Annotated in this window: 16 protein-coding genes; 7 read left to right on the forward strand and 9 right to left on the reverse strand. The window is 38.1% G+C overall.

Going from position 1 to position 17,913, the window contains the following annotated elements:
- Window positions 1-3: 3 nt before the first annotated feature.
- From topA to glmM, 8 genes are all read right to left on the reverse strand, one after another.
- Entirely contained in the window at window positions 4-2,226 is a 2,223-nt protein-coding gene (gene topA / locus H6G06_RS03600; RefSeq protein ID WP_190557126.1) for a type I DNA topoisomerase, read from the reverse strand.
- A 268-nt stretch (window positions 2,227-2,494) separates the two neighbouring features.
- Window positions 2,495-3,133 carry a peroxiredoxin gene (locus tag H6G06_RS03605; RefSeq protein WP_190557128.1) on the reverse strand — a complete coding sequence of 213 codons (639 nt, stop codon included), beginning with the start codon at window positions 3,131-3,133 and terminating at the stop codon, window positions 2,495-2,497.
- 197 nt (window positions 3,134-3,330) lie between these two features.
- Window positions 3,331-4,500: a hormogonium polysaccharide biosynthesis glycosyltransferase HpsP gene (hpsP, locus tag H6G06_RS03610; protein ID WP_190557130.1), complete on the reverse strand. Its 1,170-nt coding sequence runs from the start codon at window positions 4,498-4,500 to the stop codon at window positions 3,331-3,333.
- Window positions 4,501-4,724: 224 nt separating this feature from the next.
- On the reverse strand, window positions 4,725-5,897 hold the full coding sequence (gene hpsO / locus H6G06_RS03615) for a hormogonium polysaccharide biosynthesis glycosyltransferase HpsO (protein ID WP_190557132.1): 1,173 nt from the start codon (window positions 5,895-5,897) through the stop codon (window positions 4,725-4,727).
- Between the two features lie 124 nt (window positions 5,898-6,021).
- Window positions 6,022-7,002 (reverse strand): hormogonium polysaccharide biosynthesis glycosyltransferase HpsN, encoded by a 981-nt coding sequence (gene hpsN / locus H6G06_RS03620; RefSeq protein ID WP_190557134.1) that lies wholly within the window; start codon window positions 7,000-7,002, stop codon window positions 6,022-6,024.
- Between the two features lie 43 nt (window positions 7,003-7,045).
- The gene (locus tag H6G06_RS03625) at window positions 7,046-8,206 is read right to left on the reverse strand and encodes a glycosyltransferase family 4 protein (RefSeq protein ID WP_190557135.1); all 1,161 of its coding nucleotides are present in this window, start codon (window positions 8,204-8,206) and stop codon (window positions 7,046-7,048) included.
- A 27-nt stretch (window positions 8,207-8,233) separates the two neighbouring features.
- A complete protein-coding gene (gene hpsL / locus H6G06_RS03630; protein WP_190557137.1) occupies window positions 8,234-9,904 on the reverse strand; it encodes a hormogonium polysaccharide biosynthesis protein HpsL in 1,671 nt (556 codons plus the stop codon).
- 94 nt (window positions 9,905-9,998) lie between these two features.
- Window positions 9,999-11,471: a phosphoglucosamine mutase gene (gene glmM / locus H6G06_RS03635; RefSeq protein WP_190557139.1), complete on the reverse strand. Its 1,473-nt coding sequence runs from the start codon at window positions 11,469-11,471 to the stop codon at window positions 9,999-10,001.
- Between the two features lie 400 nt (window positions 11,472-11,871).
- Between glmM and H6G06_RS03640 the strand changes: the two genes are divergently transcribed.
- From H6G06_RS03640 to H6G06_RS03650, 3 genes are all read left to right on the forward strand, one after another.
- Window positions 11,872-12,588, forward strand: coding sequence for a biliverdin-producing heme oxygenase (locus H6G06_RS03640; protein WP_190557141.1), 717 nt, complete (start codon window positions 11,872-11,874; stop codon window positions 12,586-12,588).
- A gap of 336 nt (window positions 12,589-12,924) precedes the next feature.
- On the forward strand, window positions 12,925-13,230 hold the full coding sequence (locus H6G06_RS03645; protein WP_190557142.1) for a hypothetical protein: 306 nt from the start codon (window positions 12,925-12,927) through the stop codon (window positions 13,228-13,230).
- A 325-nt stretch (window positions 13,231-13,555) separates the two neighbouring features.
- On the forward strand, window positions 13,556-13,957 hold the full coding sequence (locus H6G06_RS03650; RefSeq protein WP_190557144.1) for a fasciclin domain-containing protein: 402 nt from the start codon (window positions 13,556-13,558) through the stop codon (window positions 13,955-13,957).
- 127 nt (window positions 13,958-14,084) lie between these two features.
- Here the strand turns inward: H6G06_RS03650 and H6G06_RS03655 are convergent, their stop codons facing one another.
- Window positions 14,085-14,423, reverse strand: coding sequence for a XisI protein (locus H6G06_RS03655; protein WP_190557146.1), 339 nt, complete (start codon window positions 14,421-14,423; stop codon window positions 14,085-14,087).
- A gap of 257 nt (window positions 14,424-14,680) precedes the next feature.
- Here H6G06_RS03655 and H6G06_RS03660 point away from each other — a divergent pair, with 257 nt between their 5' ends.
- From H6G06_RS03660 to cobW, 4 genes are all read left to right on the forward strand, one after another.
- Complete coding sequence (locus H6G06_RS03660; RefSeq protein ID WP_190557147.1) at window positions 14,681-14,917, forward strand: type II toxin-antitoxin system HicA family toxin; 237 nt, start codon at window positions 14,681-14,683, stop codon at window positions 14,915-14,917.
- A 1-nt stretch (window position 14,918) separates the two neighbouring features.
- Window positions 14,919-15,320, forward strand: coding sequence for a type II toxin-antitoxin system HicB family antitoxin (locus H6G06_RS03665; protein WP_190557149.1), 402 nt, complete (start codon window positions 14,919-14,921; stop codon window positions 15,318-15,320).
- Between the two features lie 193 nt (window positions 15,321-15,513).
- Complete coding sequence (locus H6G06_RS03670; RefSeq protein WP_190557151.1) at window positions 15,514-16,647, forward strand: pentapeptide repeat-containing protein; 1,134 nt, start codon at window positions 15,514-15,516, stop codon at window positions 16,645-16,647.
- A gap of 130 nt (window positions 16,648-16,777) precedes the next feature.
- On the forward strand, window positions 16,778-17,839 hold the full coding sequence (gene cobW, locus H6G06_RS03675; RefSeq protein WP_190557153.1) for a cobalamin biosynthesis protein CobW: 1,062 nt from the start codon (window positions 16,778-16,780) through the stop codon (window positions 17,837-17,839).
- Window positions 17,840-17,913 lie beyond the last annotated feature (74 nt).

Here is a 17,913-nt window from a genome sequence, read left to right on the forward strand (position 1 = left end):
AATTTAACCATTCGGGGAGACCATTTTTTTTCTATTTCCTTGATTTGTTGAATCAGGCTTCCCAAGGTCTAAATTACCAAATTTAGGACTCCACCACCCTTTTGCCGTATGAAAATAAGCCACATCTTTATGTTTCTTATCCTTCCAGGACTCTTGCCCAGAACACCGCAACATAGTTTTATTCTGCCCATCTTTAATGTAACTGTACTCCTCTAAAGGTTTCTTGCATACTGGACAGGGATATGAAGTCACCTTTGTTGAAGGCTTGGGAGCATTTTCATCTGGAGATGTTTTAGTTTTGGGTGCTTCCCACGTTTTATGAAAATCGCTCCAAAACAAAACAATGTTTTCACAACCACTCACACATTTAAGAAAGTATTTCTTTTTAACTTTACTACTGGGAATTTTAGCTAAACAGTTCTTACAATCAGGACAACGAGTTTTAGAAGTTTCATATTTGCGCTCAACTAAATTATTAGTTTTAGCTGTAGTTGATGGATTAACAACCACAGTTTTAGCTTTAGAAAGCGCAGGGACAAAATAATTTTGATTCCAAGTAGTTAAGTAATGTTGCCAAGAGTTTTTTCCTTCAGAGATTGCATCTAGTGCATCCTCCATCTTGGCAGTGAATTCCGCTTCTAATAAATCTGGTAAAGCCTTTTGTAAAAACTCATCAACTTCTAACCCCAAAGCTGTAGGTTGAAGATTATCTTTTTTCAATTCCACATAATTGCGTTTCTTTAAAGTAGCAACTGTAGGAGCATAGGTACTCGGACGACCAATTCCTTTGCGTTCCATTAGTTGTACCAGTTTTGGTTCACTGTAACGTGGTGGTGGTTGGGTCTGTTTTTGGTCATGTCCGGCATTTTCTAAGGTGAGTGCCTGTCCTTGTTGCAATAAAGGTAAAACTGCATCTTTGCTAAGATTAGGCCAATACTTTGCATAACCGTAGAATTCCACTACCTGTCCTCTCGCTTGCCATAAAATATTACCTGATTTCGTAATTATCAGAGTTTTACGAAGTTGTGCGGGACGACATTGAGATGCAACTGCTCTTTTCCAAATCATCACATACAGGTTAAACTCATCTTCAGGTAATTCTGCCCGTAACTGTACCGAAGGACGAAAAACATCTGTAGGACGAATCGCTTCATGTGCCTCCTGAGCAGTTTTACTACTACGGTGCTTGGCTACCTGCTGAGGGACATTCTGGGGATCATTTTGTTCCAACCATTTACGCGCACTGGCACAAAAATCAGGACTCAACATCACTGAATCTGTTCGCATATATGTAATTAACCCTGCCTCATATAGCTTTTGGGCTACCTGCATGGTTTTGTCGGGAGCAAATTTCAGCTTTGAACCCGCTGCTTGTTGGAGAGTGGAGGTAGTAAATGGTGGAGGGGGTTGACGATAAACGAGTTTTCCTTCTACGTGAATAATTTGATGGGAATGACGTTTTGCTTCTTCAACTAATCTTGTGGCTTCTGCTTCCGAGAGAACACGCTTAGATTCGGGTTTATCTGGGTTATTACCGACTGCATCATCGTGAGTTTCTGTTTCTGCTTCTGGTGTGTCTGTGGGAGTATTGGCTGTACCTTTGTAAAAAGCCCGGAATCCTTCTTGATAATCTACCCAAACACTCCAGTAATCTTGGGGGACAAAAACCTGAATTTCTCTTTCGCGCTGACAAATTAAGTGTAATGTGGCGCTTTGGACTCTACCTACGCTTTTTGCACCGTTATTTAATGCCCAAACTAGGGGACTACCTTTGTAACCTACCAGCTTGTCGAGACAATCTCGACATAATCCTGCACCGATTAAATTGGTGTCAAGTTTTCTCGGATGTGCAATGGCCGCTTTTACTGCTGATGCTGTAATCTCTGTATAAACTACTCGTTTTGGTTCTCTTAATCCCAGGGTTTCTTTAAGATGCCAAGCAATGGTTTCTCCTTCTCGGTCTGGGTCTGTTGCTAAAACGACTTCATCAACCTGCCTAACAGCGGCTTTTAGTTGTTGAATTGTTTCTTTTGCCCGTTGGTCACGGGGGACATAATTGCAGCGGACACTATTACCATCCATTGTAAATCCCAGTGAATCATCACCATCGTTGCTGAGTTCGCGGATATGTCCACAACTAGCGCGAACAATCCAATCTGCACCGAGAATTTGACTCAGTTTTTTGACTTTTCCGGGTGATTCCACAACTAGGAGGCGTTTGGGCATGGCGCTTGTTTTTTAGCTGCTTTATATAGGATAAAATAAATGACAATATTTTTACAAGAAGTTGGGAATCTGTATTTCTCAACTGTCAGAATCAGGATATATCTCCAATTATAAACTATTACTAAATGTTTTAGTTAGTAGAGAATTTACAAGTTGTAGATGGGTGAATCCAAAATCCAAAATCGGATGACTGCTGCTATATACAAAAATGGTGGGTTACGCTGTCGTTAACCCACCCGAAGAATAGAAATATTGATGTTACTAGAAATTATTTGTTAGGTTGGGGAGTCATCCGCAAATAAGGTTTGATTTCTTGATAACCTTTGGGGAATTTCTCTTTGAGAACTTCGGGATCTTTCAAAGATGGAACAATTACGCAGTCTTGACCATCTTTCCAGTCTGCTGGTGTAGCTACGCTGTAGTTATCAGTTAATTGCAAAGAGTCAATTACCCGCAATAGTTCATCAAAGTTGCGTCCGGTGCTGGGGGGGTAGGTGAAAGAAAGACGCAGTTTTTTGTTGGGATCAATGACAAACACGGAACGCACTGTGATGTTAGCAGCTGCGTTAGGGTGAATCATATCATAAAGGTCAGAAACCTTTTTGTCTGCATCTGCCAGAATTGGGTAGTTGAGGGTGGTGCTTTGGGTTTCTTCGATATCTCCCACCCAGCCGTTATGAGATTCTACATCATCAACACTGAGAGCGATCGCTTTAACGTTGCGTTTGTCAAATTCTGGTTTTAACTTCGCAACTGTGCCTAATTCTGTTGTGCAAACAGGTGTAAAGTCAGCAGGGTGAGAAAACAGCACTACCCAGCTGTCACCTGCCCATTCGTAAAAATCTATGTCGCCGTGTGTAGAGGCTTGTGTAAAGTTGGGTACTGTATCACCAAGACGGAGAGCCATGCGAGATTCCCTGTAATTAGAAAAGATAACTATTTTACTGTGTCATCATGACACAAAACAATTATTATCCCATCGAGATTTCCCAGGTTGCAACAAAATTTTAAATTTTTTAACTCTTGGTGACATTAAAATATACTATTTCATATAATATTTCCAAATTAATTACCCCATATCCACCAAAATTCAGGAGTTTAAGCCTATTTTTTGATAATTTCTTGATAAGCTTGAATTACTTGTTGTGCGATCGCATCCCAACTAAAATTCTGTAAAGCATATTTTTGAGCATTTAACCCCCGTCGTTGACATTCTTGGGGATTTAATAAAGCTGCTGTTAATAACTTCACTATTGATTCTACATCCGTTGTCCCCACCCAACCAGACTCACTATCTAGCACCTGTTGATAAATATGCACTTGATCAGAAATAACTACAGGTGTACCTGCTACCATCGCTTCTGCTACAGCAATACCAAAATTTTCATAGTATGAAGGTAAAACAAATAAATCAGCAGTTTGCAATAAACTTGTTTTTGCTTCACCAGTCACAAAACCAGTTATAGTAGTATGTAATTTTAACTGTGAATTATCAATTTCCAATTTAATTTTCCGTTCATAAATTGGGTCTTGGGGATTCGTACCAGCTAAAACAAAATGAAAATCAAAACCTGTTATTAATAATTTTTCTAATGCCGGAATTAATATATCTAAACCCTTTTTCGGGTCAATGCGAGACATAAATAAAATTACAGGTTTATCACTGGGAATACCAAACTTAATTCTCACATCTTCAGTATTAGTTTTTGGCGGAATCACACCTAAAGGTATCACTAAATCTTTTGTAGTTACTCCAAATCTTGCTGATATTTTTGCTTCTTGTTCGCTGGTAAAATGAATGGCGGCTGCACCTGCTATATTACCACGTTCTAAAAGTGCAACATAAAGGTTTTTTAATTGTTTTTTCTTTTGTAAATCTGCTGGATCAAGTGTTCCCAAGGGACGTAAAATATAAGGTAAGTTTTGCTGACGACAAACAATAGCTGCTGCACTACTAACAGGAGAAAATAAAGCATGAATATGGGCAATATCAAAATTTTTAGCATTATCTTTTAGCCATTTTAGTAAACCCAGAGAAAACTTATATCTGCGAAATGGCGCACAGCGAAAATAAATGATTTCATAACCATCTTTTTTGATGGGAATATTTAAAGGTATATCAAGTGGTTTTTGACCATTATCACCATTACTATCAGTAGTCAAAATAGTAACTTCTGCATTTGCTTTTGCTAACGCTGGTGCTAGTCCTAAAACCATTTGACTAGGACCACCATAAATAAGGGAAATAGAGGGGACAATTTGTAATATTTTCATTGTATAGGCAATAGGGTATGGGGTGTCCCTCGTTCCCATACTCTGTATGGGAATGAATTTTAAAGGCTCTGCCTTTATTTATATCAGAGTCAGAGCCTCTGTGATGGCATTCCCCGTTAGAAATTGGGAACGAGATAATTTTAAAGGCTCTGCCTTTATTTATATCAGAGTCAGAGCCTCTGTGATGGCATTCCCAGCTAGAAACTGGGAACGAGATACAATTATCAATTATCAATTATCAATTGATAAAATTCATACTGTTGTTGAGCTACAGCTTTATTTGTATATTTCTCCATTGCTTTTTGATAACCTTTTTCTCCTAAATTATCAGCTAAATCGGGTTTTTCAATTAACTGCGATAAGCAATTATCTAAAGCTTGATCATCACCTTCAGGGAAGATTAAACCAGCATCACCAATAACATGAGGAATTTCCCCAGAATCAGAACCAATAACAGGTACTTTACAAGCCATTGCTTCAATTAAAACATGACCAAATTGTTCTTTCCAACCTACAGCAGTAAGAGTTTTAAACTTATAAGTAGTTTCTGAAGGCAATACTAAGGTATTCATTAAATTGATATAACTGGCCACTTCATCATGAGGGACACTTTCTAATATGATTAGTTTCTCTTGAATGTTGTTTTCTGTGGCTATTTTTAATATTTCTTCACGTAATTCACCTCTACCTAATAGTAGCAATTTCCAAGATTTATCTTTTATATTTACCAAGGCTTTTAAGAGTGTTAATAAACCCTTTTCCGGTACAAATCTTCCCACAAATCCCACTACAAATTCATTTTGAGAAATTCCTAACTTAGCAGCTAACTCAGGTTGTGGTTGTGGAGTAAAAAGGGTTTCATCTACACCTAACTGGGGCAAGACTTTAATTTCTCCCTCATATCCGCGTTGACGTAAAATGTCAGCCCCATCTTGATTACCCGAAATAATCCCATGACTATGGTTAAGATTATATTTTTCTAATAAGGCTATTGGTAATTTTAATTCGTAGGGTAAATTCCACCACGTAAAAAATACATTCTTGGCTTTTAGTCCTAATAACTGATTTAGAATAATCATTTGTGTATAAGCCAAACCCCTAGAACCTTGTTCGACATGAATAATTTGGGGACGAAATTTTTGGAATAAACTTATTAAGTCAGCCCCAAAGGTAAGCAGTCCTTGATGATTTTGGCTAAAATTAGATATTGGCACTATCTTAAATGCGCCTTCATCACGGTATTCCGTTTCAATAATTCTATTTTGTACTCCTCCTGGTTGCCATTTTTTCGGAACTACAACAGTAACTTCAATTCCTGGCTCTAGTTTGGCTAAAGCCCGTAACTTTTCACAGTTTAGGTCTACTATATAGGTATGACTAGCAATTAAAATTCTCATGGTAGTTTTTGAATATAAAGTGACAAATTTCCAACCCCCAAAAATAGATAAACACAAACAGAACTATTATTTAAGTGATCTTTAATTTATCTGTGTTTATCTGTGTTTATCTGCGGTTTAAATTTTAAACTTGTTTATCTAAACGGCTGTAAATTTGTCCATCATTCCATGCTGATTGAATCATAGTACCAACAGCTTTAAGAAAACCTAACACATAGAAAATACCACGACTCGCAACTTTAATGGGAGAACCACTTTTATAACAAGGTGGGTTGCCGAGAACGTGACAGTCAAACAAACGGCCGTAAAGTCGCAAAGCTTGGGTAAATGTGAGGTTTTTTAACCCTAGTAAAAAATGATTGTGATAGAAGGTAAGTTGATATTCGAGCGATCGCATACTAATATCATGACAACCGCCAGTTTCTTCCCCTAAATGTACTAAGTAAGCTTCTGGATCATACCAAATTTTATACCCAGTCTGTCGAAACCGTAAACAAAAATCCGATTCTTCCCGTACCGCACTACCCCGAAACCTCTCATCAAACTTGACTTCATACTTGGTAAAAACATCCCGACGGAAAGACATATTACAACCCCTAGCAGTTAAAACTTGCTGAGGTTTGATAGTATGTACTAAATCAATATGATACCAAGCAATACCAGGGTCCATTGCTTCTGGGGGTAAATATTCAATTTCCAATTCTCCCCCAGAGTCACCTAATTTCATTCTGTCAAATACCCGACCGGCAACCGCCCCTATTTCCGGGTTTTCCACATAATTTTTCGCATGGGCAGCTAAAAAACCCGGTGTTAATTGTACATCATCATCAATAAATAAAAGAATCTCACCGGATGATCTCCGCACAGCATAGTTTCGCGCCCCTGGTAAACTTGCCCAATCTAAGCTAAACAGCTTAATTTTACCTGCTGCTGCCATTTCGTCTAGGAAAGCTTGTGTTTCGGGTTCGTGGGTTTGGGTTTGATCAACTACCAAAACTTCAAAATGGGGATAATCTTGTTTTAAGACATCAATAATGCTATCCCGGAGCAATTTTTCTCTTCTGTATGTGGGGATAACTACGGAAATTAAGGGGTAATTATTCATAACTGTGATGCTTAAGATTGTAATTAATCAAGCTGGTTTTATTTCAGTATAACCCTGCGGCTGTTGTATAGAGTTGATCAAATAACTCATTTTGTTTTTCCGCGTTATTGACATTTTGTGCTTGGGCTAATGCCCCTGTGCTTAAAGCTTCGTAATGTTCTCGTTTATCGGCTCTATCCAAAAATTTGATAATTTGTTCCAAAGCTGCTTCTGCTAAATAATCGTAAGTACCAGTTAAAATTTGCCAATATTCCTCAGTTTTCAAATTTTCGCCATGTAGCCAATTTTTCCATTCTCTAGATTCATTTAGTGGTAATTCTAAAAGGTATCCATTTTTCCCATGAGTAATTAACTCTGGCAATGCACATATATTAGTTGTAATGGCTGGTGTGGCTACAGAAAATCCTTCAACCAGGCTAAATCCATAGCTATCCTGTAAAGTTGCCATTAGTTGAAAATGACTTTGTGAAAGTAAATCAATTACTTGTTGATTAGGCAGACTTTTATGAAAATTAACATTATCTAAATCCAGTAGCTTTAAATCTTCTGCATACTTGTTTTGATCAGGAAAATCTGTAGGTCTACCTGCACCAATACCCAGCCCAGATATGATATTTATCTTCACAGGTAAGCCTAATTTTTCGGCTTTTTTAGCAACTCTTAAGGCGACAATTCCGCCTTTTCTAGCTAGATGATGTCCTATAAACATCAATTGTAATGGTTGTTTTTCATCGTAAGTTTTAGCATGGTTAACCCTGATCGGGAAGTTGGGATGAATTACGGTTAATTTGTGCTTGATTTTTTCTGCTATATCCCAATTTTCTATATTTTTTGTAATTCGGAATTTAGCAAAATCTGACATGGCAATGATTTTTTGACAGTTGTCTAGTGCTAACCGATTCCTTAAAATGGGGTAAACTGTGGATTCCAGTTTATTTTTAGGATTGCTATATAAAGATGTATGATCTTCAAATGTAATAAACCAAGGTTTATTGGTATATATAATTTTATTGAAAGAGTGAATTACTTCATATCCACCTCTTATTGGTTGCCAAGCCATAAAGCTGGATAAAGGTTTCCACAGCTTTTCTATCGGATACCTGCCAGTGGGAAAGCTTTTGGTTCTAATTAAAGTATGTCGAGAGTTTCTAGGTAAGTTGGGAGTGCGGATATGTTGTGTCCCTGTGATCACTACTTTTACCATTTTTCTATCCTCAGTTTTTCGGAAAGGTTAAAAATTTATTTCTTGATCTATATTTTCAGATTTTGATGAGCTTTTATTGTTATATAGAGGTTTTTTCTTACCTTTAGTATTAACTGTTGTTTCTTCTGGAATTGCTTGTTTATCCAGTGTTGGTAATTTGAAGACTATTCCTGCACACAACCAATAATAAACAGCCACTGGATCGACATCCAGAGGGTAGTAGTAAGTATTGTAACTAATAAATAGTACAAATACCCACATACTAGCACCATAAGTCCGTAGGTTACGGTTTTTTATTGTCCGATATGCCTTAAATGCAGCAATAGTTAGACTGGTAACAAAGACCAGAAAAGCCAGTACTCCGACAATTCCCACTTCATACAGGACTTTAGGGTAATAAGTTTCTACCAATTTGGTTGAACCCAATATCCGGGCTGAGTTGGTTGCTCGACCTAAGCCACTACCTATAGGAGTATGAACACCTTTCCAGTTTTCATAAAATTGGGCAACAATAAATTCTTGTGGGGGTGAGGCATTCCATCGACTGATAAAACTGTCCATCCTTTCTTGGACGACAGTAGGATTAGCGGCCATTGCAATTGCTAGAATGATGGCAAAACCTCCTCCCAAGGGAATAAACTTTTTGAGGTTGACCAATTGACCAGTTAATAACAGCAAAAGCACAAAGCAAACTGGTACTAAAGCTAAGGCAATTCTTTGTCCAGAAACCACTGCGTTAGCAAAGACTAATGCTAAACTAACCAAACTGATCAATCGCCAAATAATAGATTTGTCGCTGAAAGCAGTAGCAAAAGTAAAAAAAGTACCAGAAATCAAGAACCATGCCCACTGCCAAGGGGCAACAAAGGTTCCTGGCAAGCGAATTACCCCTTGCTCTGGAGTATATAATAATGCCCCACCAAAATAGCAACGAGCATCCAGTGATGCTTTAAATAAGGCATCTCCCTCAACCCCCACAGTTCCTTTACATACCCCAATTGTTAGTAGGATATATTGGATAATTCCCAAAACACCACAGATGATAAATAGAACAACCTGAAGACGGGATAAAAACCAAAAGTCCTGCTGTGTGCGAATTAAATAATAGACACAGGTAATCAGGGGTAGATAACCTATAAATACTTTTAATCCCAAGAGTCCTAATCCTATGGGTACTTCCCCTGGAAGATGGTTTAACTGCTGTCCACCATTGATAAACAGCAGTGTGAGCATACAACAGCTAAAAAGGAGCAAAAATGGGGTTTTGATGGCTGGAGGAATCAGGAAAGGTTGGTTTTGCTGTTTGCAGGTTTGCCACACTGCGATCGCAAATGGCACAAAAAAAGCATCTTTAGCTAATTGCAGGATGGGACTGTTACCCAACCAGTAAACAATTGTACCCGCAAAAGGTACGTAGATAACGAAGGCAAATAGAGCAGGGCGTGGGTATTTATAGGAAAGTGTGAGGACTATGATACCTAATACACCAGGTGCGGCTAATTTAATTCCACCGACAAAAAAAAGCACCATTCCTAAGAACAAACCACTACCTATAAGTTTGCCCACCAAGCTTGTAAATTCTTTCCGTGCTTGGGTGGCTTTCCGCTTTTGGGCTAACTCTTCTTTGAGACTCAGAGCAGGTTTGTCTGCTGACGATTGCTTTTTTCCACGCTGAGATTTTCGCTTCGTTTTTGCCATGACTGGAGACTGGGGACTGGGGACTGGGGAGGCTGAGGAAGCAGGGGTAGAACAATAAATTCTTACTCTTGCCTTTTGCCTCTTGCCTTATGCCTTATGCTATGTGTTGCTGAACTTGTGAGACTAATTCCTTTGTCCAATAGTTTACCAGTTCAGTATCAGCAGCTTCTACCATAACTCTAATTACAGGTTCAGTTCCAGAAGCACGGACTAAGATTCTCCCAGTGTCACCCATTGCGGCTTCGGCTTGAGCGATCGCTTTTTGTACTGGTTCGCAATTTTCCCATCCTAACCGTTTTTCTCTGTCTTCTACCCTCACATTTTGTAATAGTTGCGGATAGGTTTGAAAACTTTGATCAACCATTTCCCCTAAAGAAATTCCCGCTGCTTTCACCACTGCGGCTAAATGCAATGCTGTTAATAACCCATCACCAGTAATGCCATAATGATGGCAGAGGATATGACCTGATTGTTCACCACCTAACATCCCCCCAGTTTTTAACATTTCTGCCTGTACATATTGATCACCGACAGCGGTGCGAATCATATTACCACCTAGTTTTTGCCAAGCTTTTTCAAATCCCAGGTTAGCCATGACGGTGGAGATAATCAGGTTATCTGGCAGTTGTTGTTGTGCTTGCAGGTGACGACCCCAAAGGTAGAGAATGTAATCACCGTTAACTTGTCTGCCTGTATTATCTACTGCTAACACTCGATCTGCATCGCCATCAAAGGCAAATCCCATATCAGCGTGATATTCTTTCACCGCTGCTGCCAAAATATCTAGATGTGTAGAACCGCAATTAACGTTAATGCGATCGCCATCTGCTTGATTATGTAAACAAATTACATCAGCACCCATCTGGGTAAATATTAAAGGTGCTAATCCTACAGCCGCACCCCAAGCTAAATCTAAGACAATCTTCATGCCCTGAAGATTTACTTGCGGTTGTAATGGTTGTTGCAATGCTTGTCCGTAATCTGCCACTAATTCTGTCCGTGAGTAATGCCTTCCGCAGTTACTGACACCAACCCCAGGTGCTATTTTACCTCGTAAACCCGCCTCAATTTCCGCTTGTAATCCTTTAGATAATTTCCCCCCACTAGCACCAAAAATTTTAATGCCGTTGTCTTCTGGTGGGTTATGGCTGGCAGAAATCATCACTCCACCAATGGCATCAGTAACGCTGGTAAGATAAGCAACGCAAGGAGTAGGACATAAGCCCAAATACCAAACCTCTAACCCTGCTGCTGTTAACCCTGCACTCAAAGCCATTGCCAGCATATCACTGGAGTTTCTGGAATCTTGCCCCAGAATCACAGGACCCTTTTGTGGCGCATGATCACGTAACACAATACCCGCCCAAAACCCAATTTGCAAGGCTAAGGGCGCACTCAAGAGTTCTCCCACTTTGCCACGAATGCCATCTGTACCGAATAAAGCTGTTGTTGGCAAGGGAATTAAGTTAAGGGCAAAACTAGTTTCAATTCCTGTTGTCAATCCTTCAGATTTGGCAACATAACCCTCAGATATACTGCTTTGACTCCGACTTATAGAAGAAACCATATTTTTCAACACTCCACACCATCACACAGGAGAATAACACTTTCAAACTTTGTTCAACAATTCTGACGAAATCGCCTCTCAACAGTACACCTGTAATCGGTTTTCTTAATGACAGTTAATTTAAACAATGTTATGTCAAGTAAAATTACAGATGGTTATTAATCATTTACATATATCACCGACTCCTATGACAAATCGGGGATCTGCACCAATAATCAGCATAAACAATGCTATCCACTTCTTGATATTTCTGTATAAGATAACACAACCAGGCACATACTTAACGAATTTTAATATAAATTCTCATCATAAGGTTCTAATGTAACGTTTTAGTGGCATTTTTTAGCCCTTGGTAAATCAGAACTTCAGCAGTTAACTTTTTACAGTTGAGAAATTTAACATGAGCAGCAATTTAGCAACCAAATTACGTTTAGGTACAAAGAAAGCGCACACCATGGCAGAAAACGTGGGTTTTGTCAAGTGCTTTTTAAAAGGAGTGGTAGAGAAAAACTCCTACCGGAAACTAGTTGCTAACTTTTATTTCATCTACTCAGCAATGGAAGAGGAGATGGAAAAGCACAAACATCATCCCATTTTGAGTAAAATTTATTTTCCTGAACTTAACCGCAAGCATACCTTAGAACAAGACCTTCATTACTACTACGGTTACAACTGGCGGGAGCAAATCAAATTATCCCCTGCGGGTGAGGCGTATGTAAACCGGATTCGGGAAATCTCGGCTACAGAACCAGAGTTATTAATTGCCCATTCTTATACCCGTTACCTCGGTGATTTATCCGGTGGACAAATTCTCAAAGGTATTGCCCAAACAGCGATGAAGCTGGGTGAAGGTGAAGGAACTGCTTTTTATGAGTTTGCAGATATTACCGATGAAAAGGCGTTTAAAGCTAAGTATCGGCAAAATTTGGATGAAATGCCTATTGATGATACTACAGGCGATCGCATCACAGAAGAAGCAAATGCTGCTTTTGGTGTGAACATGAAGATGTTCCAAGAGTTAGAAGGTAATTTGATTAAGGCGATCGGTATCATGGTTTATAACACCTTGACACGGAAGCGGACAAAAGGTAGCACTGAATTGGTTACTGCTGAGTAATGAGGTGACAGGTTACAGGTTACAGGTGACAGTTTGAAAAGCCTTTCATTGTCACGGCTATTACTAACGAATGTCGAATTATATAGGGGTAATTTCCCTGTGATTGTTTTCTGTGTATGAAAGCAACCGGAGGGAGATTACCCCTAAATTTTGTCATTCAGCAGACGGAATTCTTGCACACCCCGCAGGAAAATTTGATAATATAGCTTATCTTAAATCCTACTTTAGAGAGAAGACACGCGAAACACTTATAAATAGGTACTTTTAATTTCCGTATTTTCTCAAATCTGAATTTGGATTGCTATAGCTGCTGTTGATGCAATGCACAAGAGAAATATGAATTCAAAGAATTTCCAGAAATTAGTAGCACTTGCAAATGAACACGGGATTAATTGCCAAGCAGCCCCAGAAGAGTGCTTGGTTGCATCCTTACCTGGATACGACGATTTCTTATTAGCTTTTACTTGGTCTGGTGCAATTGAAGGAGAGCCATCAGAGCATGAATTAATAGCAATTAGCGTACAGGATATTACTAAACAGAGATTAGTAGCAGCTTGGCAGATTCCGACTTATTTATTTAGCAACGTTTTAAGACAAGCGCAAATGCTTGTAGCTGCTCATATAGATTTTATAAGAGGATAAACAATAGCCTTTAGCTATATCTATATCTCAGGAAATCCCAAATTCTTACCTGAGATACTAGCAAGAGTTCTATGTTTAGTATTTTTACTCAGTATTTACTATCACATCCTATCATGAATCTTGATTGTTAATTTGTGTTCCTAAAGCAGATACAGAATAGTTTTTTAGTTTTGAGATCAACTATTTGGTGAATAGAAAAGTTACATTTTATCGGCTTAATATTGTCATCAACAAGTTGTTTTTAGGTACATATCCAAGGGTAGATACAATCCACCATAAAAAAGTTTAGATTTGTCTGGAACTGTAAAGACATTAGTGAAAAAACATGGCTGACATTGTTGATACCGCTGCAAACGCTGGCTCTTTTAACACCTTAGTTACTGCGGTTCAGGCTGCTGGTTTAGTTGATACTCTCAAAGGTCCAGGACCATTTACAGTTTTTGCACCTACTGATGAGGCATTTGCTAAACTCCCAGCAGGTACGGTAGATGCTTTACTGAAAGATATTCCCAAGCTCAAGAAAATTCTGACTTATCATGTTGTTGCTGGTAAGGTTTTAGCAGCAGATGTAGTTAAGCTCAAGTCAGCTACCACTGTACAGGGTTCAGATGTGAAAATTGACGCTTCTCATGGTGTCAAAATAAACGATGCTAATGTTGCAACACCAGATGTTGCTGCTGATAACGGCGTTATTCATGTCATTGATACAGTTTTGATTCCTGCGTAAGCAAGCCTTTAGATAGAGAACACATTTATGGGGCAGTGATTAACTATAGTCGCTGCCCTATATTGTTATATATGGATATTTATGAGCATTCCAACCGATATCTAAAACTAAAGGCAAAAACGATGTATTAACTAACAGCAAAGTTTGTATATTGTCTGATTTTAGGATGACGAAAACCAAGTACAATATCCTGTGCAGGAACACCTGCTGCTATAAAATCATTAGCAATACCTTCTTCTGTATCATCATATTGAATCCAAATTTTATGATCAATCAAATCTACGTGAATAGGTGTGGTATGTAGATATTGATCATCATTCCAACCAATATCTAAAACTAGATAACGTCCATGTTCATCATCAAATAAAACTTGGGAATTATAACCATCAGGTATAGAAGCACGATATTCGGCGGTTTCTGTTAATATGCTTTTGATGATTTGTTGATATTTTAACTTGGTATCCATTCTACTATCTCCTCATTTTTATCATCAAATACAATCTGATAGTGGAAATATTGAGTAAAAAATAATACGTTAATTATACACCGTAATAATTTATAGTTAATTTAAAGCTATTAACGTTCTAATAGTTACATTCATTGTGACTACTAGAAATATTATATATTGACTTTGATACTATATATGATATCATTAGATATAGTACCTGAGAGTTAAAGAAACAAACATGAAAAAATTTAAAATTCAAGGAAAATTCATAAATTATGTCTCAAACAGACAAACTCATTCAGTTATTTCTCTCTCACCCTGTTGAGGTAAGATTTGAAGACGTAAGACGTATTTTAATAGCATTCGGTTTTGAAGAAGTTCGATCTAAAGGAAGTCATCACACTTTCCGTCATGAGGATGGAAGGATGCAAGTTGTACCCAAGAAAGAAGGACAAAAAGTAAAAGGAATTTATATTAAGCAGATTGTAAAACTGCTCAAATTAGAGGAGTAGTATGTCTAAGAAAAATAAAACTGAACGTGAGTCACTGGAATTTTACTTGAATTTGAAATATCCAGTTACACTTTACCCTGATCCTGATGGGGGATATGTAGCAGAAATTAAAGACCTTCCGGGATGTATGACTCAGGGAGAAACGACAGATGAAACGTTATTTAATATTGAAGAAGCACGTAGTTTGTGGATAGAAACAGCTTACGAATATGGAGATGAAATTCCCTTACCTTCAACTCAAGTTCAATACAGTGGTAAGGTTTTACTACGGATACCCCGATCATTGCATGAGAGATTAACAGAAAATGCGGAGAAAGAAGGAGTTAGTCTTAATCAATATCTTGTGTTTTTGTTAAGTGAAAGAAATGCTGTTAAGTCTCTGAGAATGGCAAATGTTAAGTAGGAATCTTTTGATATAAGTTAAGATTTTGGTTAAACTTTCACTCTCAAAAATTTGATGAATACTAATAGCGATCGCTAGTTAACGCATTTTTGTGAAAACAAGGCGATCGCTATTTTGATTAAACTTTGTTTATTCTCTTTTGAAATTAGGTTAAAATCCGAATATTGGTAATTTTAGGTATAAAAACTAGATTATGGCGAATGAGGAGCATTTGGCAATACTGAAGCAAGGGGTAGAAGTTTGGAATAGTTCGAGGCTAATGAAATCTCTATATAGTTTTAATGAAATCGTAACATATGACCTCAGTGGTTCTGACCTGAGTAATACTAAACTGAGTGGGGCTAACCTGAGTGGGGCTAACCTGAGTCGAACTACTCTCTGTTTGACTAATTTTTTTGTGACCGATTTCAGTGAGGCTGATCTGAGTTTAGCTGATCTTAGTTTCACTAACCTCGTAAGTGCTAACCTAAGTGGGGCTAACCTGAGTGAGAGTAATCTCTCGTTTGCTAACCTCGCAGGTGCTAACCTGAGTGGGGCTAACCTCGCAGATGCTAACCTGAGTGGGGCTAACCTCGCAAGTGCTAACCTGAGTGGGGCTAACCTCACAGGTGCTAATCTCAGTTGTGCTAACCTGAATTGGGCTGATCTCAGTTGTGCTAACCTAAATTGGGCTAATTTGAATAACGCGCAAATAATCGAGACAAATTTGCACAATGCAAATCTGACAGGTGCTTGTATAAAAAATTGGCATATTAACAATGAAACAAAATTAGATGATGTATTTTGTGAATATGTATATCTGGATTATAATAAAACACAACGCCGACCTACATACGGCAAATTTCTACCTGGAGGATTTGCCAGTTTATATACAAAAATTATAGAAAATACTACTTTAATTTTAAGCAAAGCTCTCGAATTAGAGAATACTATCAATAATCAAGGAGTTCAATTTTATTCAAACCCAAAAATTCACATTTGGGAAAAACTAAGGTTTCGCTCAGAAACAGAAATCAAAATTGCTGAAGCATTATATCGCACTAGAGTTCTATTTTTACCCAACTCCTTAGCACGACTCACCACACCCAAAGGTAGAGAAAATACAGAAGCTGATTTTCTCATTTGTTATAACGGTAAATGGGGAGTTTTGGAAGTTGATGGACCCTTTCACACCGCCGAACGTAGAGTTGAAGAACAAGAAAGAGAACGCATTTTTAAGAAAAACGGGATCAAAGTTGTAGAAAGATTTGATGCCCAAAGATGTTATAACAATCCTGATGAAGTAGTGCAGGAATTTTTCAAAATGATAGAAATTGGATATTCTTAAAATAAAGCATAAAGAAGATAAAGAAGATCCCCGACTTCTTTTTTAATCTTGCAAATAAATTGTAAATTGATCTAAGAAGTCGGGGATCTGGATCTTGTGGTAAAATTGAATTCAAAACCACACACAAAACATGGCCACAAAAATCCCCGTTACCGTCATCACAGGCTTCTTAGGAAGCGGTAAAACCAGCCTGATCCGTCACCTCCTCCAAAACAACCAAGGACGACGTATAGCAGTATTAGTCAACGAATTTGGCGAACTGGGGATAGATGGTGAATTATTGAAATCTTGTCAAATTTGCCCGGAAGATGAAACAGAAGCAAATCAAGAAACTCCAGAAAATACTAATATATTTGAACTAACAAACGGCTGTTTATGCTGCACCGTTCAAGAAGAATTTTACCCGACAATGCGGGAATTAATTAAACGCCGAGATAGTATTGATTGTATTATCATTGAAACCTCTGGTTTAGCCTTACCAAAACCCTTAATTAAAGCCTTTCGTTGGCAAGAAATCCGCAACGCTGCTACAGTAGATGCAGTAATTACAGTTGTAGATTGTGCTGCGGTTGCTGCGGGAACATTTGCTAGTGATTTAGATGCGATCGCTGCACAAAGACAAGAAGATGATAGTCTAGAACATGAAACACCATTACAAGAATTGTTTGAAGATCAACTTGCTTGTGCAGATTTAGTGATTTTGAATAAAACTGATTTAGTTGATGATCAACAAAAATCCCAAGTCCTAGAATTAGTCAAGCATGAATTACCTAGAGTTGTGAAAATTGTCTCTAGTGATTATGGTAAATTAGACCCATCTATATTATTAGGATTTGCAGCCGCAGTTGAAGATAATTTAGATTCACGTCCTAGTCATCATGACACCGAAGAAGACCATGATCATGATGATGAAATTAACTCAACTCACGTCATTTTAGACCGCACATTTGACCCAGAAAAGCTACAAGCAAGATTAGAAAAACTGGCACAAGAACAAGAAATTTACCGAATTAAAGGTTTTGTCGCAGTTGCTAATAAACCCATGCGGTTAGTTATGCAAGGTGTAGGAAATAGATTTGATAAATTTTATGATCGTCCTTGGAAACCAGAAGAAGCAAAACAAACCAGTTTAGTTTTTATCGGTCGTGATTTACAATCTTCAGAAATAGAATCTCAATTAGTCGGTTTGTAAGTAGTAATCATCTTTCAGCTAGATTAATTTTTCCTCTTATCTCATTACTGTCACCTGTCAACTGTCAACTGTCA

The organism is Anabaena sphaerica FACHB-251 (assembly GCF_014696825.1).
Classification (GTDB): domain Bacteria; phylum Cyanobacteriota; class Cyanobacteriia; order Cyanobacteriales; family Nostocaceae; genus RDYJ01.